Annotated in this window: 21 protein-coding genes; 4 read left to right on the top strand and 17 right to left on the bottom strand. The window is 64.6% G+C overall.

The annotated features are described in order from the left end of the window. Nucleotides 1–39 precede the first annotated feature (39 nt). From DVH29_RS03540 to DVH29_RS03520, 5 genes are all read right to left on the bottom strand, one after another. Nucleotides 40–1395 carry a type II and III secretion system protein family protein gene (locus DVH29_RS03540; protein WP_114644782.1) on the bottom strand — a complete coding sequence of 452 codons (1356 nt, stop codon included), beginning with the start codon at nt 1393–1395 and terminating at the stop codon, nt 40–42. Beyond that, on the bottom strand, nt 1396–2301 hold the full coding sequence (cpaB, locus tag DVH29_RS03535; RefSeq protein ID WP_114644781.1) for a Flp pilus assembly protein CpaB: 906 nt from the start codon (nt 2299–2301) through the stop codon (nt 1396–1398). Nucleotides 2302–2543: 242 nt separating this feature from the next. Next, a complete protein-coding gene (locus tag DVH29_RS03530; RefSeq protein ID WP_439331606.1) occupies nt 2544–3044 on the bottom strand; it encodes an A24 family peptidase in 501 nt (166 codons plus the stop codon). A gap of 7 nt (nt 3045–3051) precedes the next feature. Further along, nucleotides 3052–3228, bottom strand: coding sequence for a Flp family type IVb pilin (locus DVH29_RS03525; protein WP_114644866.1), 177 nt, complete (start codon nt 3226–3228; stop codon nt 3052–3054). 80 nt (nt 3229–3308) lie between these two features. After that, a complete protein-coding gene (locus DVH29_RS03520; protein ID WP_114644865.1) occupies nt 3309–3512 on the bottom strand; it encodes a Flp family type IVb pilin in 204 nt (67 codons plus the stop codon). Nucleotides 3513–3817: 305 nt separating this feature from the next. Here DVH29_RS03520 and DVH29_RS03515 point away from each other — a divergent pair, with 305 nt between their 5' ends. The 4 genes from DVH29_RS03515 to DVH29_RS03500 all read left to right on the top strand — a co-directional run bounded on the left by DVH29_RS03515 (nt 3818) and on the right by DVH29_RS03500 (nt 6234). Beyond that, on the top strand, nt 3818–4285 hold the full coding sequence (locus DVH29_RS03515) for a pilus assembly protein N-terminal domain-containing protein (RefSeq protein WP_114644779.1): 468 nt from the start codon (nt 3818–3820) through the stop codon (nt 4283–4285). Between the two features lie 136 nt (nt 4286–4421). Then, entirely contained in the window at nt 4422–4979 is a 558-nt protein-coding gene (locus DVH29_RS03510; RefSeq protein WP_114644778.1) for a TadE/TadG family type IV pilus assembly protein, read from the top strand. Continuing rightward, nucleotides 4976–5524: a TadE/TadG family type IV pilus assembly protein gene (locus DVH29_RS03505; RefSeq protein WP_158541544.1), complete on the top strand. Its 549-nt coding sequence runs from the start codon at nt 4976–4978 to the stop codon at nt 5522–5524. The genes DVH29_RS03510 and DVH29_RS03505 overlap by 4 nt, the downstream gene beginning before the upstream one ends. Before the next feature lie 83 nt (nt 5525–5607). Beyond that, nucleotides 5608–6234, top strand: a complete 627-nt coding sequence (locus DVH29_RS03500) for an HAD family hydrolase (RefSeq protein WP_114644776.1) — start codon at nt 5608–5610, stop codon at nt 6232–6234. A gap of 61 nt (nt 6235–6295) precedes the next feature. Here the strand turns inward: DVH29_RS03500 and upp are convergent, their stop codons facing one another. The 12 genes from upp to DVH29_RS03440 form a co-directional block, all read right to left on the bottom strand. Next, nucleotides 6296–6925 (bottom strand): uracil phosphoribosyltransferase, encoded by a 630-nt coding sequence (gene upp / locus DVH29_RS03495; protein ID WP_114644775.1) that lies wholly within the window; start codon nt 6923–6925, stop codon nt 6296–6298. A 19-nt stretch (nt 6926–6944) separates the two neighbouring features. Continuing rightward, nucleotides 6945–8162 (bottom strand): phosphopentomutase, encoded by a 1218-nt coding sequence (locus DVH29_RS03490; protein ID WP_114644774.1) that lies wholly within the window; start codon nt 8160–8162, stop codon nt 6945–6947. Beyond that, nucleotides 8162–9481: a thymidine phosphorylase gene (gene deoA, locus DVH29_RS03485; protein ID WP_114644773.1), complete on the bottom strand. Its 1320-nt coding sequence runs from the start codon at nt 9479–9481 to the stop codon at nt 8162–8164. Before deoA ends, DVH29_RS03490 begins: the two co-directional genes overlap by 1 nt. Further along, nucleotides 9478–9906, bottom strand: coding sequence for a DUF5615 family PIN-like protein (locus DVH29_RS03480; RefSeq protein ID WP_281270799.1), 429 nt, complete (start codon nt 9904–9906; stop codon nt 9478–9480). Before DVH29_RS03480 ends, deoA begins: the two co-directional genes overlap by 4 nt. Then, entirely contained in the window at nt 9857–10084 is a 228-nt protein-coding gene (locus DVH29_RS03475; protein ID WP_114644771.1) for a DUF433 domain-containing protein, read from the bottom strand. Before DVH29_RS03475 ends, DVH29_RS03480 begins: the two co-directional genes overlap by 50 nt. 61 nt (nt 10085–10145) lie before the next feature. Further along, nucleotides 10146–12515, bottom strand: coding sequence for an aldehyde dehydrogenase family protein (locus DVH29_RS03470; protein ID WP_114644770.1), 2370 nt, complete (start codon nt 12513–12515; stop codon nt 10146–10148). Nucleotides 12516–12530: 15 nt separating this feature from the next. Beyond that, nucleotides 12531–13520: a deoxyribose-phosphate aldolase gene (gene deoC / locus DVH29_RS03465; RefSeq protein WP_114644769.1), complete on the bottom strand. Its 990-nt coding sequence runs from the start codon at nt 13518–13520 to the stop codon at nt 12531–12533. Beyond that, the gene (locus DVH29_RS03460) at nt 13517–14308 is read right to left on the bottom strand and encodes a purine-nucleoside phosphorylase (protein WP_114644768.1); all 792 of its coding nucleotides are present in this window, start codon (nt 14306–14308) and stop codon (nt 13517–13519) included. The genes deoC and DVH29_RS03460 overlap by 4 nt, the downstream gene beginning before the upstream one ends. 35 nt (nt 14309–14343) lie before the next feature. Continuing rightward, nucleotides 14344–14754 carry a cytidine deaminase gene (locus DVH29_RS03455; RefSeq protein WP_439331610.1) on the bottom strand — a complete coding sequence of 137 codons (411 nt, stop codon included), beginning with the start codon at nt 14752–14754 and terminating at the stop codon, nt 14344–14346. A gap of 8 nt (nt 14755–14762) precedes the next feature. Further along, a complete protein-coding gene (locus tag DVH29_RS03450; protein WP_114644766.1) occupies nt 14763–15725 on the bottom strand; it encodes an ABC transporter permease in 963 nt (320 codons plus the stop codon). Between the two features lie 3 nt (nt 15726–15728). Continuing rightward, nucleotides 15729–16853, bottom strand: coding sequence for an ABC transporter permease (locus DVH29_RS03445; protein WP_245944864.1), 1125 nt, complete (start codon nt 16851–16853; stop codon nt 15729–15731). Next, nucleotides 16850–18451: an ABC transporter ATP-binding protein gene (locus tag DVH29_RS03440; protein WP_114644764.1), complete on the bottom strand. Its 1602-nt coding sequence runs from the start codon at nt 18449–18451 to the stop codon at nt 16850–16852. Before DVH29_RS03440 ends, DVH29_RS03445 begins: the two co-directional genes overlap by 4 nt. Between the last annotated feature and the right edge of the window lie 23 nt (nt 18452–18474).

The following is an 18474-nucleotide window of genomic DNA, read 5'->3' as shown; positions in this document are numbered from 1 at the left end:
TGCGGGGACGTGGCGGCTGCCGCGCCCCCTTTTTCGCATTCAGTCGAGCATGAAGCCCACCGAGCCGCGGAATTCGCCGCCCCCGCCTGATCCGTTGACACCGTAAAGCGTTTCCATCCGGCCCAGGAACATGGCCTCGGCATTGGAGGACGGCACGGAGATGTCGGTGGGCAGCACCGGCGCCACATGGCTGGGCTGGGCGATCATCGGCGTCACGAGGATCACCAGTTCGGTCTGCTCGGAGACATATTCATAGGAGCGGAACAGGGCGCCGAGGATGGGGATATTGCCCAGGCCCGGCAGTTGCGAGACCTGCCGCCGCATGCGCTCGTCAATGAGGCCGGCGATGGCGAGGGTCTGGTAGGCCTGCAATTCCACCGAGGTCGAGGCGCTGCGGGTGTTGAGGGCATTGTTGAGCTGGGGCTCGGAAATCTCGGTCTCGATCTCGAGCCCGATCAGGCCGTTCGAGCGCACGGTGGGGGTGAAGTTGAGCTGGATGCCATAGGGCTTGTAGTCGTAGCTCTGCTCGCCGTCCTTGATGACCAGGATGGGCAATTCGCCGCCCACATGGAAATCGGCGCTCTGGCCCGACATGGCGGTCAGCACCGGCTCGGCGAGCAGGCGGACGGCATTGCGGCTTTCCATGGCGCGCAGGGCCGCGTCGATCGAAAAGCTCCCCTGGCTGAAATTGCTCGTATAGCCGTTGGCAAGGTTCGATTGCGTGGAGTTCAGCCCCAGGTTGAGCGCCCCCACCGAGAGCGCGCCGGAGAGGTTGATGCCCAATTGCTGGGCCGCATCGCGCTTGATCTCGGCGACGGTCACCTTGAGGGCCACCTGCTGGCCGCCCGCCACGTTGATGACGCTGGTGACATTGCCTTCCCCGCCCACATATTGCGCGGCGATCTGGATGGCCTTCTGGGCATCGTCGCCCGACTGGACATCGCCCGAGAGGATGACCGATTGCGCGAAGGACTGCACCTGCACCCGTGCACCGGGCAGCAGGCGGTTGATGGTCGCGGCCAGCCCCGAGGAATCCTGGGCAACCGAGATTTCGATCACCGCGATGCCGGCGCCCGAGGGATCGAGGAACAGGATATTGGTCTCGCCCGCCGCGACGCCCTGGATCACCGCCCTTGTGCGGGTGCGCATGATGGCATTGGCGACGCCGGGCTGGGACACGATCACCTCGCCGGCCTCGGCCGGCAGGTCGATGATCATGGATTTGTTGACGCCGATCTCGACGAACTGGGTGCGCCCGATCTCGCCATAGGCGATCCGCAGATGCGGCGTGGTCGCCCCCAGGGCCGGGGTGGTGAGGATGGCCGCACCGACGAGGAGGCCGGCAAGAGCGGCCCTGATCCGGCGCGCGTAGCTTCTATTGGACCAAGCAAACATCTAGCGGACCTCGATTGCGGGCGTTGCATCGGCACCGTCCGGGGTTGCGACCGGAAGGCTGAGGGCGGAAACTGTCGTGCCGGGACCCGATGCCCGGACCGCCGGTGTCGTCACCACCTGGGCCTGGCCGTTGCGGATCAGCCTGACCGTCTGGACGGTGTCGTTGCCGCCCGTCTCGGTCTCTGCCGTTTCGGCGAAATCGGCCACCGAGCGCAGCACGAGGGCGAGCCGCCCGGCCGTGCCGGCCTGGAGCAGCAGTTCGGACTGGCCCGGCGTCACCTCGAAGGTGGCGATCTGGGTGGTGTCGAAAACCTGGGACCTTGGGTCCTCGGGATCGGCCGGGCGGCCGGTCTCGCCCGATTCCCCGAGGCGCTTGCCGATGGCCAGCACCCGGACATTGGAGAGGATGGTTTCCGAGTAATCGGCACTGGAGCGGGTGAGGACGATATCGACCCGGTCATTGGGAACGATGTAGCCGCCCGAGGCGGAGTCGGGGGTAACCGACACCGAAACCGCCCGCATGCCGGGCGAGAGGACGGCGGAGAGATAGCCTTGGGTGGAGTTGACCAGCTTGGCCTCGCGGATCGGCTCGCCGGGGAAGAATTCGAACCGCGCCACGGCGCCGCTGACCTGGGCCGGCGCGTCGGGAACGGCGCTGGCGGTGATATATTCGGCCCGCACCGCACCGGCCGGCCAATCCTGCCAGCTTACATCCTCGGCGGCGAGACGCTGGCCGAGTCCGATGGCGCCGCTGGCCACCAGCACCCGCTCGCGCGCCTCCTGGACGATCTCTGCCTGGGCGGTCTGGGCTTGCGGAGCCGGAGAATTGCCGCGCGTCGCGAGGAAGGCGGCAAGCCCCCCGGCCACGACCGCTACGACGATGAGCAGAATGCGCGCCGGTTTCATATCCAATCGTACTCCCGCTGCCCCCGCCTCGTGGGAGGCGCTTGGCTCCGCCGCAATGCCGAAAGCAGGGCGGACCAGTGAAACTGGCTGAACTATTGCGGGAAAAGGGTCAAAACTTGGTTAAACTTTGATTTGCCGTAAAGGTTAACCAAAGGTTTCGCTGCGATTGCTTGATACGGGAAATGAATAAGCCCGGATCGATTGTCGAACCGGTCAGGCAATTCAATCCGCGAAGGGGGTGATCAGAAAACGAAGGATTGGGGATAGACCAGCATGGCGGCGATGGCCAGCGCGATGCCATAGGGCACCCCGGTCTTGGGATTATGCAGCCTCACGGCCCATTCGGCGCCCAGCAACGGTGCGGGCAGCGCATAATTGCGGGCCATCAGAAGACCCAGGGTCAGCGCCCCCCCGAGGATCGACGCATAAAGAAGGAAGGGCAGCAAAAGCCCGAAGCCCAGCCACAGTCCGATGGCCGCGGTGAGCTTGGCATCGCCCCCACCGATCCAGCCCATGGCAAAAAGGCCAAAGCCGATCGCGAGCATCAGCGCACCCGCCGCCAGATGCATGCCGATCGCCTCAAGGCTCAGCCCCATGACAAGCGCCACGCCAACAAAAGCGAGCACCACGATGCCCACCAGCCGGTTGGATATGCGCATGGTGAGCAAGTCCGAACAGGCGGCAAAAGCCATGAGGGCGGGGAAGATGAGAAGGAGAGATAACGCTGTCATCGATGCTGACATGCGATTTCTACTTTTTTCCGACGCTCTCGAACGCGTCTACTATGCTTGAAAATAATCCATTAACTGGATTGCTTAAGAAACCAAAAGCTATAATTACTATAATAGCAATTAGAGCAGTAATTAGGCCATATTCTACAGCCGTAGCACCATCTTCACTGGCAAACTCTAGAAATTTCTTCCTCATTTGCACCATGATGGCCTCATCTGCAAGTAGAAGGCAGGGAGGGGAGAAATTCCCCCTCCCATGCTCTATTCTAGAAATTATCAAACGCCGTCGCCGGTGCCGCCGGTGTACTGTTCTTTCGGATTAGTAAGCTGTTCCCCAATGCTTCCGAAGGACTTTTCGATCTCCGGCCCGAGAATGTTGATAGCCGCGATCACCACCACAGCCATCAGCGCTGCGATAAGACCATATTCGATAGCGGTAGCGCCGGATTCGTCGGCGGCAAATTTCTTGAACAGATTCATAACCAAGCTCCTGAGTTCGTGCGTCCACTGTGTGACGGCATCGTTCGACGCCTCACACATCGAACTTGGGGCCACGCTAGTCCCGAGCCCTTGAAATTGAGTTAATCGGCGGGCCAGGTTGCGGGGTTCTCGCCGAAATACTCCATATGACTATCAAGCGGTAAACTGAAGCGTTCAAAGTTTAACTATTCGCATACGGGTTTGCTTGAGCCCGGCAAGTCCAGCCCCGCCCGGCGCGTTTGCCAAATATAAACCATTGCCGGCCATATTCGGATAACCATGTTGTCTCGATACGGATCACGATCATGCCCCATTTTGTGCGCAGCGCTCTTTCGGTTGCGGTGCTGTCCCTCCTGGGAATGGCGCCGGTCATCCCCGTTGCGGCCCAGTCGGCGGCCGACGCGCTGGTCACCGTCAACGTCAACATGGCGCGTGTCCTGCGCATCAATGCCCCGGCGGCGACGGTGATCATCGGCAATCCCGGCGTGGCCGACGTCACCATACAGGACCCCCAGACCCTGGTGCTGACCGGCAAGAGCTATGGCCGCACCAATATGATCATCCTCGATGCCAATGGCGATCCGATCGCCGATACCGTGGTCGAGGTCGCCCAATTGGCGTCCGACACGGTGACGGTCTTCATGGGCTCGGCGCGCACCTCGATCGCCTGCGCCCCCAATTGCCAGCCCGTCATCATGATGGGCGACGATACGAGCTTCACCACGGAGGCGCTCACCTCGAGCTCGGTCGTGCAGTCGATGGCGGGACAATAGGCATTTTGCACTTTCGGTTAAGTCCTGGTTTACGCTGGTTTCAAGCCGTTCGCGCCGGCGCGCTTTCCTAACGTTCGGTTAGGGTTGCCCTGCGTAGTCTATCCCCGTTTCCGCCATCACCGGGATTCAGGGCCGCATGCGTATCGGGACAGCGTCATCCAGCTCCAGAAAAACCAGCCTTTCAGGGTTGTTGCGCCGCTTCGCGCGCTCGACCCGTGGCGTGACGGTGATCGAATTCGCCATTGTCGGTCCCATTTTCTTCGGCCTGATCGGCGCCACCATCGAGACCGCCATCACCTTTTTCGCCGGCTATGCGCTGGACACGGCGGTCATCGACAGCTCGCGCCTGATCCGCACCGGGCAGGGCAGCTATACCCATACGGCGAACGATTATCGCGCCGCGCTGTGCGGCCAGCTCTATGGCATGTTCGATTGCGACGAAATCCGCATCGGGGTAAGTAAAATCGATAACTTCTCCGATTTTTCGGCGACCTACCCCATCGACCCTAATTCCGGCGCATGGTCCTATTCCCAGCCCTATGAAGTGATCGGCGACGACGCCTATGTGATGATCGAGGCCTATTATAAATGGCCGACCTTCTTCAACATTCCCGGCCTCAATGCCGGCCAGACCGCGGATGGCAAGCGCCTTCTGGCGGCGGCGCACGTCTTCAGGACGGAGCCCACGCTATGAGCTGCAACCCGCTGTTTTCCCTTCGCCGGCTCCTTCGCAATCAGGCTGGCATCGCCGCCGTCGAATTCGCGCTCATCGCGCCCCTGATGCTGCTCACCTATCTGGGCGCGACCGATCTGACCCAGGCCATCGCCATAGATCGCAAGCTCGGCCAGGTCGCCTCGACGGTCAGCGATCTGGTGGCGCAGGAAGCCGCTCCCATCTCCCAGCAGAAGGCGCAGAGCTATTTCAATGCCGGGCTGGCCATCATGCGGCCCTTCGATTTCGACAGCACCGAATTGCGGGTCGTGGTCGTCCCGGTGAACGCCGCCGGAGCCCCCGGCAATGTGACGCACGCCACGTCCTCCAACTGGACGGGCGGCGCGGTAGCCGGGCTCGAAGATGACGTCTACAACCTCGCCGCCGGGCGATATGCCGTTATCGCGACCGCACGCTACGACTACACACCGATGTTCGCGACGGTGTTCAACGCGACCATGACGCTCGAACAGCGCTCGGTCCACATGGTCAGGCGCGACCTGGACACGTTCAGCATCATCCCCTAACGGCGCTTTCCAGCCGGCCATTGCAACCTTGGCCCGGGTCTGACAAGAGGGAACCATCGTTACCCCTTGCGGAGGTCTCCCCCATGTCAGAACCCCTCATCCCCGTTTTCGATCTGGGCGGCGTCTTCGTCGACTGGGACCCCATGTATCTGTTCCGCAAACTGTTCGAGACGGAAGAGGAGGCACGCTGGTTCGGGGAAACCATCTGCACCAAGGACTGGAACCTCGAATTCGACGCCGGCGACATCTTTTCCGAAGGGGTTGCCAAGCTCATCACCCGCTTCCCCCGCTATTGGCGCGAGATCCAGGCCTATGACACGCGGTGGAAGGAAACCCTTGGCGGGGTGTTCCAGGGCACCATCGATATCCATGACGAACTGATCGCCGCCGATATCCCCACCTTCGCCATCACCAATTTCTCCTGGGAGAAATGGGTGTCGATGCTCGACGAGTGGACCTTCCTCGAAAAGTTCGACGGCGTGGTGGTGTCGGGGCTGGAAAAGCTGGTCAAGCCCGATCCGCGCATCTTCCGGCTGTTCTGCGACCGCTATGCGCTGGCGCCCGAATCCTGCGTGTTCATCGATGACAACCCGGCCAATATCGTTTCGGCCCGGGCCGTGGGGATGGAGACCATCCACTTCTCCTCCCCCGAGGCCCTGCGGGCCGAACTGATCAGCTACGGCCTGCCGCTCGCGGAGAGGGCGTCCTGAGCGTTTCCAGAATTAGTGGGCACCACTTATTCGGTTCGGGAACGCGACAAAACAAAGCGACCTAACGCGTGCCGTACATGCGGTCCCCGGCATCGCCCAGGCCGGGGACGATATAGCCGTGATCGTTGAGCTTTTCGTCCAGGCTCGCGGTGAAGATCGGCACGTCCGGGTGGATCCTGGTGAAGCGCTCGACGCCTTCGGGCGCCGCGAGCAGGCACAGGAAGCGCAGATTGTTGGCGCCGCGATCCTTGAGCTTCTGCACGGCGGCGATGGCCGAATTGGCCGTCGCCAGCATGGGATCGACGACGATGATCAGCCGGTCGGCGGCGTCGGAGGGCATCTTGAAATAGTATTCCACCGCCTCGAGGGTTTCGGGGTCGCGATAGAGCCCGATATGGGCCACGCGCGCCGAAGGCACCAGGTCGAGCATGCCTTCGAGCAGCCCTTCCCCGGCTCGCAGGATCGAGGCGAACACCAGTTTCTTGCCCTTGAGCGCCGGGGCCTTGGTGGGACCAACGGGGGTCTCGATATCGATCTGCTCGGTCTCGAGGTCGCGGGTCACCTCATAGCACAGCAGATGGGCGATCTCGCGCAGCAGGCGGCGGAAGCTCGCCGTCGAGGTATCCTTGCAGCGCATGATGGTCAGCTTGTGCTGGACCAGCGGGTGATCGACGATGGTCAGGTTCTGCATGCCGGGTCTCGTTGTGGTTTCAGAGGGCGCTGGTGCCATGCTTGCCCGGGGCGAGCCCGAGCCAATGGGCGATGGTTTCGCCAATATCGGACAGAACCGGGCGCAAGCCAATGCTGCCCTTGGGGAGTCGGCGGCTGAACAGGAGGATCGGCACCTGCTCGCGGGTATGGTCGGTGCCCTTCCAGGTCGGGTCATTGCCGTGATCGGCGGTGATGACCAGCAGGTCGTCATCCCGCAGCCGCGCGATCAGTTCCGGCAACCGCCGATCGAACTGTTCCAGCGCATCGGCATAGCCGCCCGGATCGCGGCGATGGCCGAATTCGGTGTCGAAATCGACGAAATTGGTGAAGATCAGCGCGCCGTCCGCCGCCATGTCCAGCGCTTCCAGGGTGCGGTCGAACAGGACCATATTGCCGGCGGCCTTGATCTTGTGGGTGACGCCGCGCCCGGCATAGATGTCGGAAACCTTGCCGATGGCATAGACCTGCCGCCCCGCCGCCTTGGCGCGGTCGAGCAGCGTCTCCTCGGGCGGGTCGATGGCGAAATCGCGCCGGTTGCCGGTGCGCTTGAAGCTCGCCGCGTCCTCGCCAAGGAACGGCCGGGCGATGACGCGGCCGATTTTCATGGGCGCGGTGAAGCGGAACACCGTCTGGCACAGCTCATAGAGCCGCTCGAGGCCGAAATGGGTTTCATGCGCGGCGATCTGGAACACCGAATCCACCGAGGTGTAAAAGATCGGCTTGCCGGTCCGCAGCGATTCCTCGCCGAAATCCTCGATCACCTGGGTGCCCGAGGCATGGGTATTGCCGAGCGAGCCCGTGATGCCCGCCGCCGCGTAGATCCGATCCAGCAGGTCTTGCGAGAAAGCCGGATCCTTATCGGGGAAATAGCCCCAGGCGAAGGGCACCGGCACGCCGGCGATCTCCCAATGGCCCGATGGCGTGTCCTTGCCGATGGACACCTCGCGGCCCACGCCCCAGCGGCCGCCGAGCGGGATATTGCCCAGCCCGGGAGGAACCCGCCCGGTCGAGAGTTCGGCCGCGGCGCCCAGCCCCAGCCCGTCGAGATTGGGCAGATAGAGCAGCCCGGTGCGAATGCCCGCGACATCGCCCCGCCCCTGGGCGCAAGCCTGGGCAATATGGCCCAGCGTATCGGCGCCCTCATCGCCGAAATCGGCGGCATCGGGGGCGCCGCCAATGCCGAAACTGTCGAGAACGCAGAGAATGGCGCGCGGCATCACAAATCTCCTTGGGGAGCGATATACTGGTAGAGAACGGGCCGGGCGGCGTGGGGTTCGCCGATGGCATAGGCCTTGCGCAGCCGGGCTTCGGCGGCGTCGGCGCTCGCCGCGTCGCGCGCGTGGAGACGCGCGATGGGAGTGTGCGGGTCGACCCTGTGGCCCAGCCCGGCCAGCCGGTCGAAGCCAACGTGATAATCGATGCTGTCGCCGGGATTGACTCGCCCGCCGCCGAGGACCACCACCGCCATGCCCACCCCGCGCGTATCGATGGCGCGGATATGGCCCGAGGCCTCGGGAAAGACGTCGCGGACGATGGGGGCCGGGTCGGGCGCATAGCGCGCCAGATCATGCGTCGCGCCCAGAGCGCGGGCCATGGCAAAGAATTTCTCCGCCGCCTTGCCGCTATCGAGCGCCGCCCGGGCCTGCGCATGGCCGGCATCGGCGTCCGATGCCATGCCGGCCAGGGCCAGTCCTTGCCCGGAAAGGGCCAGGGTCACCTCCTCGAGGCGGGGATCGCGCCGGGCGCCGGTAAGGAAATCGATGGCGTTCTTTACCTCCAACCAGTTGCCGGCGGCGCTGGCCAGCGGTTCGTTCATGTCGGTGATCAGCGCCCGGGTCGTAAGGCCCGCCCCATTGGCCACCGCCGTCAGGCTCTCGGCCAGACCGACCGAATCGGCGAGGGTCTTCATGAAGGCGCCCGATCCGGTCTTGACGTCGAGGATCAGCGCGTCGAGCCCCGCCGCCAGCTTCTTGGAGAGGATGGAGGCGGTGATCAGCGAGATATTTTCTACCGTCGCGGTGACATCGCGAATGGCGTAGAGCCGGCGGTCGGCCGGGGCGAGGTCGTCGGTCTGCCCGATAATGGCGCAGCCCACCTGCCGCACCACCCGGCGCAGGGTGTCGATATCGGGATTGGTGGTGTAGCCGGGGATGGAATCGAACTTGTCGAGCGTGCCGCCGGTATGGCCGAGCCCGCGCCCGGAGATCATCGGCACATAGGCGCCGCAGGCGGCAAGGATGGGGGCGAGCATGAGCGAGACATTGTCGCCCACCCCGCCGGTGGAATGCTTGTCGATGGTCGGCCCGTCGAGCCCCGACCAGTCCAGCACCCGCCCGCTATCGCGCATGGCGAGGGTCAGCGCGATGCGCTCGTCGATATCCATGTTGCGGAAATAGACCGCCATGGCAAAAGCCGCCGCCTGGGCATCGTTGACCCCGCCATCGGTCAACCCGGCGATGAAGCCGGCGATCTCCCCGGCCGTCAACGTCTCCCCATCGCGCTTGCGGGCGATGACTTCCTGGGGGAGAAGGGTCATTGGACGTCCTCACCATGATCGATGGGCAATGTGGTGACGCGGACGCGCTTGGCGCCGATGGTCACCCAAGCCCCCGTTTGTAGCTCATGCTCCGTCCGGGCGACCGTGCGGCGGAAGGTCTCGAGCAGGGTGGCCGGCCGCAGATCGCCAAGCCGCAATTGAATGACGCTAGGCAATCGGGTGCGATCCGCGGCGAGGAGCTTGCCGAAATCGAGGTCGGCGGTCACGAGAACATATCCATGCTCCCGTGCATAATCGGCAATGTCGCCATCGGGCGCGGACGCCTTTCCCAATACGCGCCAATGCACCGCATCATATCCGGCTTCGCCTAAAGCATCGATCCAGGCGGGAGAGAGGTTCATGTCGAACAGGAACTCATGCGATCTCGAGATCGATCTCGCGGTCTTCGGTTCGCCATGCGGCATAGCGCAGGGCCTGCAAGATGTCCTCGCGCTCCAGATCGGGATAGAGCTCGAGCAGTTCCTCTATGGTCACGCCCGCGCCGATCTGGCCGACGATCATGCCCACAGTCAGCCGCATGCCGCGGATGCAGGCCTTGCCACCCATGAGACCCGGCCTCCGGGTAATCCGGTCAAATGTCATTCAACCTCTCCAAAAGCCCAATATAGGCGGCAAGCGGCCGTCCCACCAGTTTCCAGCCCCCTCACGCCCCATAGGGCACCCAGACATTCTTGATCTGCGTGGCCTTTTTCAGGAGGTAATCGCCGGCCAGTTCGGGAGCCGACCAGTCATAGGCGAGGCCGCGCGTCGTCCAGCTCTGCTTGACATTGCCTGCCGAGAGCCGCTCGATATCGGCGCAATCGCCGAACGATCCGGCGAACCAGATGCCGTCCACCCCGTCATGTTCGGCGAGGACCTTCGCCAGATCCGGCGCGGGGCCGGTGACGATGTTGACGACGCCGGCCGGCATGTCGGAGGTCTCCAGCACCTGGTAGAAATCAGTCATTGCCAGCGGGTGGGGACTGGAGGGGATGAGAACCACCGTATTGCCCATGGCGATGGCCGGGGCCAGCAGCGCGATGGCGCCGAGTAGCGGGCTTTCGGCCGGGGCGGCGATGCCCAGCACGCCCAGCGGCTCGACCATGGCCACCGCCATCATGCGGACCGGGGGATTGTGCACCGCGCCGTCGAACTTGTCGGCCCAGCCGGCAAAGCCGAACAGGCGCTCGACCGAGAGATCGACCTCGCGGGCCGCAGCCTCGGCCGAACTCCCGGTCATGGCCTGGATGCGATCGGCGAACTCAGCCCGGCGATAATCGAGATTTTCCCCGAGATAATAGAGGATCTGCGCGCGGTTGTGCGCGGTTGTGCGGGCCCAGTTCAATCCGTTGCGCGCCGCTTCCACGGCATTGCGGATATCCTTGCGGTTGCCCTCGCCCACTTCGCCCAGATGCCGCCCATCGGCCCCGACAACGCCCATGGCATAGCCGGAATCCGGGCGCGCCTGCTTGCCGCCGATATAGAGCTTGGCGGTGCGGTCGATGCCCGCCGCCTCGCCCCGTCCAGCCGCGGCGGGCAGCTTGGGCGGCTTGGCGGCGGAAAGTTTTTTCTCCCAGCCCGGCTTGAGGTAGGCGCCCATGCCTTCCTTGCCGCCCTCGCGCCCGAAGCCGGATTCGCGATAGCCGCCAAAGCCCACGGCGGCGTCGAACTGGTTGGTGGAATTGATCCACACCACGCCCGCCTTGATCTGCGGTGCGATATCGAGGGCGAGATTGACGTTTTCGGTCCACACCGAGGCGGCGAGGCCGTATCGCGTGTTGTTGGCCAGCGCCACGGCCTCCTCGGGGGTCCGGAAGCTCATGGCGACCAGGACCGGGCCGAAAATCTCCTCGCTGGCCAGCGAATGGGCCGGGGAAATGCCGGTGACGAGCGTCGGGCGCAAATAGCAGCCATCGCCGGGGATTTCGGTATCGGGGGAATAGAAGTCCCCGCCCTCCAGCCGGCCGGCCTTCAGGAGATCGAGCACCCGCTCGACCTGTACCGGGGCGACCAGCGCGCCGATATCGATGGATTTGTCCAGCGGATCGCCGGTGCGCAAGGTCTGCATGCGCGCCTTGATCTTGGCGATGAAGCGTTCCTCGATCGATTCCTGCACCAAGAGGCGCGAGCCGGCGCAGCAGACCTGCCCCTGGTTGAACCAGATGGCATCGACCAACCCCTCGACGGCGCTGTCGAGATCGGCGTCCTCGAAGACCACAAAGGGCGATTTCCCCCCCAGCTCGAGGCTGAGCCCCTTGCCCGAACCGGCCGTGGCGCGGCGGATGATCTTGCCCACCTCGGTGGAGCCGGTGAAGGCGATCTTGTCGATATCGGGATGGGCCGTGATGGCCTCCCCCGTCTCGCCGGCGCCGGTGACAATATTGACCACGCCCTCAGGCAGGCCGATGCGCTGGCAGATTTCGGCGAACAGCAGCGCGGTGAGCGAGGTGAATTCGGCCGGCTTGAGCACCACCGTATTGCCTGCCGCCAGCGCCGGGGCAATCTTCCAGGCCAGCATGAGCAGCGGGAAATTCCACGGGATGATCTGCCCGCACACCCCATAGGGAACATGGCCGGGGAATTCGGTCCCGATATGCTGGGCCCAGCCCGCATGGTGATAGAAATGCCGGGCGACCAGCGGGATGTCGATATCGCGCGTCTCGCGGATCGGCTTGCCACTGTCGAGGGTTTCGAGCACGGCGAACAGCCGGCTCTCCTTCTGAATCTGCCGGGCGATGGCGTAAAGATATTTGGCGCGCTCAAATCCAGAAAGGCCCGACCAGCCGGCAAAAGCGGCGCGGGCGGCCTTGACGGCCTTGGCCACATCCGCCGCCGTGCCGTCGGTCACGTCGGCGAGCTTTTCGCCATTGGCGGGATTGACCGAGGCGAAGGTCTTTCCCGGCTTGGTGAACCCACCGCCGATGAAATGCCCGAACGTCCTGCCGTGCCTGTCCAGCCACTCCAGCGCCGGGCCGGCGGCCTCGGGGGCCGGGCCGTATTCGAGGGTCTGGAAGATTTCAGCCACCTTGCTCATGATTTGCACAATCCCTCAGGCCATCGCGAAGCGGTAATCGGCGGCGTAGTGGCCGGTGACGCCATGTTCGATCTGCCGCTCGATATCGGTCAGGAGCGACGAGGCCCCGAAGCGGAACAGGTGCGGCTGCAGCCAGCGGGCGCCCAGTTCCTCCTTCATCAACGCCAGATAGACCAGCGCGTCCTTGGCCTTGGAGATGCCGCCGGCCGGCTTGTAGCCGATCTCGATGCCGGTCTCCTCGAAAAACCAGCGGATCATGCGGATCATGGCCAGCGAGGTCGCCAGCGTCGCATTGGTCTTTTCCTTGCCGGTCGAGGTCTTGATGAAATCGGCGCCGGCCAGCATGCAGACCAGCGAGGCCTTGGCCACATTGGTGAGGGTGGCCAGTTCCCCCGTCCCCAGAATGGTCTTGATATGAGCCTCGCCGCAGGCGGCCCGCATGGCCTTCACCTGGTCGTACAGCCCCCGCCAGTCGCCATTGAGCACCATGCCGCGTTCGATGACGATATCGATTTCCCGCGCCCCGTCCTCGACCGAGGCCTCGATCTCGGCCAGGCGGATTTTGAGGGGCGTCAGCCCGTGCGGGAAGGCGGTGGAGACCGCGGCCACCGGGATCGCCGTGCCCTCGAGCGCCCGCACGGCGGTGGCGACGAAATTGTGGTAGACGCAGACCGCGGCCGGCGTGATGCCGAGATGGCGCACGCCCATCGCCTCGACCAGGTCGGCGCGGATGGGATTGCGCGCCTTGGCGCATAAGCGCTCGACGCGGCCCGGCGTGTCGTCGGAATTGAGCGTGGTGAGGTCGATCAGCGAGACGGCCTTCAACAGCCAGGCAAGCTGATAGTCCTTCTTGACGGTGCGGCGGGTCCCGATGGTCGCCGCGCGGCGTTCGAGGGCGGAGCGGTTCATCCGCACGCGCTCGACCCAGTCGAGATCGAGCGGGAAGCCGGGATTGCGCTTGTGGCTCACGGCCTGCGCCTTGGTGTCGACGACCTTGAGACTCATATCTCCTCCACCAGCGCCGGGATGAGGCGCTTGAGCTTTTCCGCCCCCAGCCGGGCCACCTCCTTGGTCTGGGCGTGCGAAATGGTTTCCTGCGCCATGCCGGCGCCCATATTGGTGATCGAGGAGCAGGCCCAGACCCTCAGGCCCAGGAAACGCGCCAGGATCACTTCGGGCACCGTTGACATCCCGACCGCATTGGCGCCCAGGGTCTGGGCCATGCGGATTTCGGCCGGCGTCTCGAAGCTGGGGCCCGAGAACCACATATAGACACCCTCCTTGAGGGCGATTTCGAGGCGGGAAGCGGCCGCATGGGTCGCGGCGCGCAATTCGGGGTCATAGGCGTCGAGCATGTTGACGAAGCGGCGGTCGGTCTCTTCCCCGATCAGCGGATTGGGCCCGAAGGCGATGTGGTCGGCCAGCAGCATCAGGCTGCCCGGCGGCACGTCATGGTCGAGCGAGCCGGCCGAATTGGTGAGCAGCACCGTCTTGGTGCCCAGTTCGGCGAGGGTTTCCAGCGCCGGCCGCATGGCGGCGGCGTCTCCCTGCTCGTAATAATGCTGCCTTCCGGTGAGGATGGCGAGGCGCTTCTCGCCCATCTGTCCGATCAGCAGGTCCTTGCCATGCCCCGACACGCCGCCGCGGGGAAAGCCCTTGAGCTCGGCAAAGGGGATCGCGACCGTCTCGGCCAGCAGGTCGCCGACCTCCGAAAGGCCCGAGCCGAGGATCAGCGCTGCGTCGATCGGCGCCTCTCCTGCCTGGTTGCGGATGGTTTTCAGAGCTTTGGCCATCTCTTTGGTGCCTTGTTTTCCAGTGTGTCGCGCCGTCAGCGCGGGCGGTCCAGGAATTCCGGACCGAAAGAATGCGGCAGCAGCGCGCCCAGGGTGGTGAACAGCGGCTCGCCCTCGACCCCGAGGCAGATGACCGGGGTAGCGTCGGAGGCAAATTCGCGGATGCGCTGGCGGCAGCCGCCGCAGGGCGTGACCGGCATCGCCCCGGGTCCGGTGACGAAAATCTTCTCGATCCGCTTGCCCCCGCCGGCCAGCATGGCGGCGATGGCCGAGGGCTCGGCACAATTGCCGACCGGATAGGCGGCGTTTTCCACATTGCAGCCGGCATAGACCCTGCCGTCATCGGCGAGGATGGCCGCGCCGACCGAAAAGCCCGAATAGGGCGCATAGGCCCGGGCCCGCACCGCCTCGGCCGCCTCGAACAGGGTCCTGTCTTCCGCCGTCAGCCTGTCCATCACCGCTCCTTCACATAGGGCTGGCCCGACGCCTTGGGCGCGATGGCGCGGCCAACGAAGCCGGCGAGTAACAGGATGGTGAGCACATAGGGCAGCGCCTGCATGGCCTGGGTCGGCACCGGCCCGATGACCGGCAGCGACACCCCTTGCAGGCGATATTGCAGCGCCTCGAGAAAGCCGAACAGCAGGCAGGCCCCAAGGGCCGGATAGGGCTTCCACTTGGCAAAGATCAGCGCCGCCAGCGCGATATAGCCGCGCCCCGAGCTCATCTCGCGCGAAAAGCTCGCCGCCTGTGCGGTCGAGAGATAGGCCCCGCCCATGCCGACCAGGACGGCGGTGATGGCCAGCGCCTTGTAGCGCAGCCAGGAGACCGACATGCCGGCGGTGTCGAGCGCCTTGGGGTTTTCCCCCACGGCACGCAGCCGCAGCCCGAACCGGGTCCGCCACAGGACGAAGGCGGTGAGGGGCACGGCGAGGAAGGCGATATAGGTGAGGATGGTGTGCCCCGATATCAGCCCCGAATAGATCGGGCCGATGACCGGCACCCCGGCCAGTTCGCGCGCGAAGGGCAGTTGAATGGCGTAAAAGCGCGCGCCGCCCGACAGCGGCGGGGTGTTGCCGCCCCGCCCGAACCACGCAGCGCCCAGGAACACCGTCAGCCCGGAGGCGAGGAAATTGAGCGCCACGCCGGAAATGATCTGGTTGCCGCGGAAATTGATCGAGGCGAGGCCATGGATGCCGGAGAAAACCAGCGATACGCCGATCCCCGCCAGCAGGCCGAGCCAGACATTGCCGGTGACCGCGGCGACCACGGCAGCGCCGAAGGCCGATCCCAGGAGCTTGCCCTCGAGCCCGATATCGACGATGCCGGCGCGCTCGGAATAGAGCCCGGCGAGGCAGGCCAGGATCAGCGGGGTCGAAACGCGGATCGTGGTGACGAGGATGGAGATGAGGTCTTCCATCGCCTATGCCCTCTTCTCTTCGGCCGGCGACCCGGATCGCTCGGCCCCCGATTGCGCCGCCATGAAGGCCAGTTCCACGGGCCGGCGCAGCATGTTGCTCATGGCGCCGGTAAAGAGGATCACCAGGGCCTGGATGGTGACGATCATCTCGCGCGTGATGGCCGGCATGGTGAAGGCCAGTTCCTGCCCGCCCTGGTAGAGCACGCCGAACAGCAGCGCCGAGAGTCCCACCCCGATCGGATGTGCCTTGCCCATGAAGGCGACGGCGATGCCCACGAAGCCGGTGCCCGCCACATAGCCCAGCAGCAGCCGCCCATGGGCGCCGGCGGTATCGTTGATGGCGACCATTCCGGCCAATGCGCCCGAGATGGCCATGGTGATCATGATCAGCCGGGCATTGGACATGCCGGCGTAATGGGCCGCGGTACCGTTATGGCCCATGGTGCGCAGGGCGTAGCCGAACTTGGTGTGCCAGATCAGCCAGTAGACCCCGACCAGCGCCAGCAGCGCGATGAAAAAGGAGATGTTGACCGGGGTGTTCTTGAGCAGGGGCACCCATTCGGAGAGAAAGGGAACGCGGGTCAGCGGATCGATGCGCGCGCTCTCGTCGGAATTGACGTTGGCGGGCTTGAGGATGCGCGAGATGATATAGCTCATCATCGAGGTGGCGATGAAGTTCATCATGATGGTGGTGATCACCACATGGCTGCCGCGCTTGGCCTGGAGATAGCCCGGGATGAACGCCCAGACCCCCGCGAACAGCGCCGCCGAGATCATGATCAGCGGCAGGGCGAAGGCCCAGTGCAGGCCGCCGACCGCCAGCGCCACCAGGATCGCCCCCAGCCCTCCGACATAGGCCTGCCCCTCCCCGCCGATATTGAACAATCCCCCGTGATAGGCCACCGCCACGGCGAGGCCGGCGAAGATGAAATTGGTGGTGTAATAGAGGGTGAAACCGAAGCCATAGCCATAGCCGAAGGCGCCATAGAGCATGATGCGCACGGCCTCGATGGGGTTTTCGCCCACGATCATCACCACGACGCCGCCGATCAGGAAGGCCAGGGTGACGTTGAGCACCGGCAGGAGGGCCACATCGACCCAGCGGGGCAAGGGCATGGCAGAACTCATGGATTGGCCTCGCTTGACTGTGCCGCGCCCTTCTGGCTGACCCCCGCCATAAGCAGGCCCAGTTCGCCCTCGTCGGCGGTCCTGGGATCGGCTTCGCCCACGATATGGCCGTCGAACAGCACCACGATGCGGTCGGACAGCGCCCGGATCTCGTCGAGCTCGACCGACACCAGCAGGATGGCCTTGCCCGCGTCGCGCATCTTGATGATCTGGTTGTGGATGAATTCGATGGCCCCGATATCCACCCCCCGCGTCGGCTGGCCGACGATCAGGACGTCTGGATCGCGCTCCATCTCGCGCGCCAGGACGATCTTCTGCTGGTTGCCGCCCGAGAAATTGGCGGTCTTGAGGTCGGTATTGGCAGGGCGGATGTCGAATTTCTCGATATGGCGCTGCGCCTCGGCCCGCGCCGCCTTGACGTCGAGGGAGAGGCCCTTGCCGTATTTGGGCAGGTCGTGATAGCCGAGAATGGCGTTTTCCCACTCGTAGAAATTGGTCACCAGCCCCATGCGGATGCGGTCCTCGGGCACATGGGCCAGGCCCTTGTGGCGCAGCAGGGCCGCGCTCTCGTCATTGACCGCGGTCACGTCCTCGCCATTGAGGCGGATGGTGCCGGATTTGGCGGCGCGCATGCCCGAAAGCGCTTCGAGCAGTTCGGACTGGCCATTGCCGGCCACCCCGGCGATGCCGAGGATTTCGCCGGCCCGCACATGCAGCGAGACGCCCTTGAGCCGTTCGGTGCCCAGATCGTCGGCCACCACGAGGTCCTTGACGTCGAGCAGCACCGCACCGGGCTTGGCCTCTTCCTTGTGCACCCGCAGGAGCACCCGGCGCCCGACCATCAGCTCGGCCAGTTGCTCGGGGCTGGTGCTGGCGGTGGCCAGCGTCTCGACGATCTGGCCCTGGCGCATCACCGACACGGTGTCGGTGATCGCCATGATCTCCCGCAGCTTGTGGGTGATGAGGATGATGGTCTTGCCTTCCTCGCGCAGGGTGCGCAGCACGCGGAACAGATGATCGGCCTCGGCCGGGGTGAGCACGCCGGTCGGTTCGTCGAGGATGAGGATATCGGCACCGCGATAGAGGGCCTTCAAAATCTCGACCCGCTGCTGCTGGCCTACCGAGAGGTCCTCGATCACCGCATCGACGGGGACGTTGAGGCCATAATCGTCGGCGAGGCGCTGCAATTCGCGGCGCGCCTTGTCGACGCTGGGTTTCAGGAGCGCCGAATCCTCGGCGCCGAGAATGACGTTCTCGAGCACGGTGAAATTGTCGACCAGCATGAAGTGCTGGTGCACCATGCCGATGCCGAGCCGCAGGGCGTCGGAGGAATTGTGGATGGTGACCGGCGCGCCGCCTACGACGATCTCGCCGCTGTCGGCATGGTAGAAGCCGTAGAGGATCGACATCAGGGTCGATTTCCCGGCCCCGTTCTCGCCGACAATGCCGTGAATCGTGCCGCGGGCGACCGCGAGGTCGATATCCTTGTTGGCGTGCACCGGGCCGAAGCGCTTGTTGATCTTCCTCAGCTCGATGGCCAGCGACTCCCCAGCGGCCGGAACCGGCCGCCGGGTGTGATCGGATTGCACTGCATCCATCGGTGGACCTCCCCTTTCAGGGG

Source organism: Pelagibacterium lacus, from assembly GCF_003345525.1.
Taxonomy (GTDB): domain Bacteria; phylum Pseudomonadota; class Alphaproteobacteria; order Rhizobiales; family Devosiaceae; genus Pelagibacterium; species Pelagibacterium lacus.
Note: the sequence above shows the minus strand (reverse complement) of the source record. Positions and strands in the feature narration are given on the sequence as shown.

What these genes read in the sequence shown, in the direction of transcription:
- DVH29_RS03540 (WP_114644782.1), bottom strand. Translation starts at nt 1,395, where the DNA reads ATGTTTGCTTGGTCCAATAGAAGCTACGCGCGCCGGATCAGGGCCGCT.
- cpaB (WP_114644781.1), bottom strand. Translation starts at nt 2,301, where the DNA reads ATGAAACCGGCGCGCATTCTGCTCATCGTCGTAGCGGTCGTGGCCGGG.
- DVH29_RS03530 (WP_439331606.1), bottom strand. Translation starts at nt 3,044, where the DNA reads ATGTCAGCATCGATGACAGCGTTATCTCTCCTTCTCATCTTCCCCGCC.
- DVH29_RS03525 (WP_114644866.1), bottom strand. Translation starts at nt 3,228, where the DNA reads ATGAGGAAGAAATTTCTAGAGTTTGCCAGTGAAGATGGTGCTACGGCT.
- DVH29_RS03520 (WP_114644865.1), bottom strand. Translation starts at nt 3,512, where the DNA reads ATGAATCTGTTCAAGAAATTTGCCGCCGACGAATCCGGCGCTACCGCT.
- DVH29_RS03515 (WP_114644779.1), top strand. Translation starts at nt 3,818, where the DNA reads ATGCCCCATTTTGTGCGCAGCGCTCTTTCGGTTGCGGTGCTGTCCCTC.
- DVH29_RS03510 (WP_114644778.1), top strand. Translation starts at nt 4,422, where the DNA reads ATGCGTATCGGGACAGCGTCATCCAGCTCCAGAAAAACCAGCCTTTCA.
- DVH29_RS03505 (WP_158541544.1), top strand. Translation starts at nt 4,976, where the DNA reads ATGAGCTGCAACCCGCTGTTTTCCCTTCGCCGGCTCCTTCGCAATCAG.
- DVH29_RS03500 (WP_114644776.1), top strand. Translation starts at nt 5,608, where the DNA reads ATGTCAGAACCCCTCATCCCCGTTTTCGATCTGGGCGGCGTCTTCGTC.
- upp (WP_114644775.1), bottom strand. Translation starts at nt 6,925, where the DNA reads ATGCAGAACCTGACCATCGTCGATCACCCGCTGGTCCAGCACAAGCTG.
- DVH29_RS03490 (WP_114644774.1), bottom strand. Translation starts at nt 8,162, where the DNA reads ATGCCGCGCGCCATTCTCTGCGTTCTCGACAGTTTCGGCATTGGCGGC.
- deoA (WP_114644773.1), bottom strand. Translation starts at nt 9,481, where the DNA reads ATGACCCTTCTCCCCCAGGAAGTCATCGCCCGCAAGCGCGATGGGGAG.
- DVH29_RS03480 (WP_281270799.1), bottom strand. Translation starts at nt 9,906, where the DNA reads ATGCCGCATGGCGAACCGAAGACCGCGAGATCGATCTCGAGATCGCAT.
- DVH29_RS03475 (WP_114644771.1), bottom strand. Translation starts at nt 10,084, where the DNA reads ATGACATTTGACCGGATTACCCGGAGGCCGGGTCTCATGGGTGGCAAG.
- DVH29_RS03470 (WP_114644770.1), bottom strand. Translation starts at nt 12,515, where the DNA reads ATGAGCAAGGTGGCTGAAATCTTCCAGACCCTCGAATACGGCCCGGCC.
- deoC (WP_114644769.1), bottom strand. Translation starts at nt 13,520, where the DNA reads ATGAGTCTCAAGGTCGTCGACACCAAGGCGCAGGCCGTGAGCCACAAG.
- DVH29_RS03460 (WP_114644768.1), bottom strand. Translation starts at nt 14,308, where the DNA reads ATGGCCAAAGCTCTGAAAACCATCCGCAACCAGGCAGGAGAGGCGCCG.
- DVH29_RS03450 (WP_114644766.1), bottom strand. Translation starts at nt 15,725, where the DNA reads ATGGAAGACCTCATCTCCATCCTCGTCACCACGATCCGCGTTTCGACC.
- DVH29_RS03445 (WP_245944864.1), bottom strand. Translation starts at nt 16,853, where the DNA reads ATGAGTTCTGCCATGCCCTTGCCCCGCTGGGTCGATGTGGCCCTCCTG.
- DVH29_RS03440 (WP_114644764.1), bottom strand. Translation starts at nt 18,451, where the DNA reads ATGGATGCAGTGCAATCCGATCACACCCGGCGGCCGGTTCCGGCCGCT.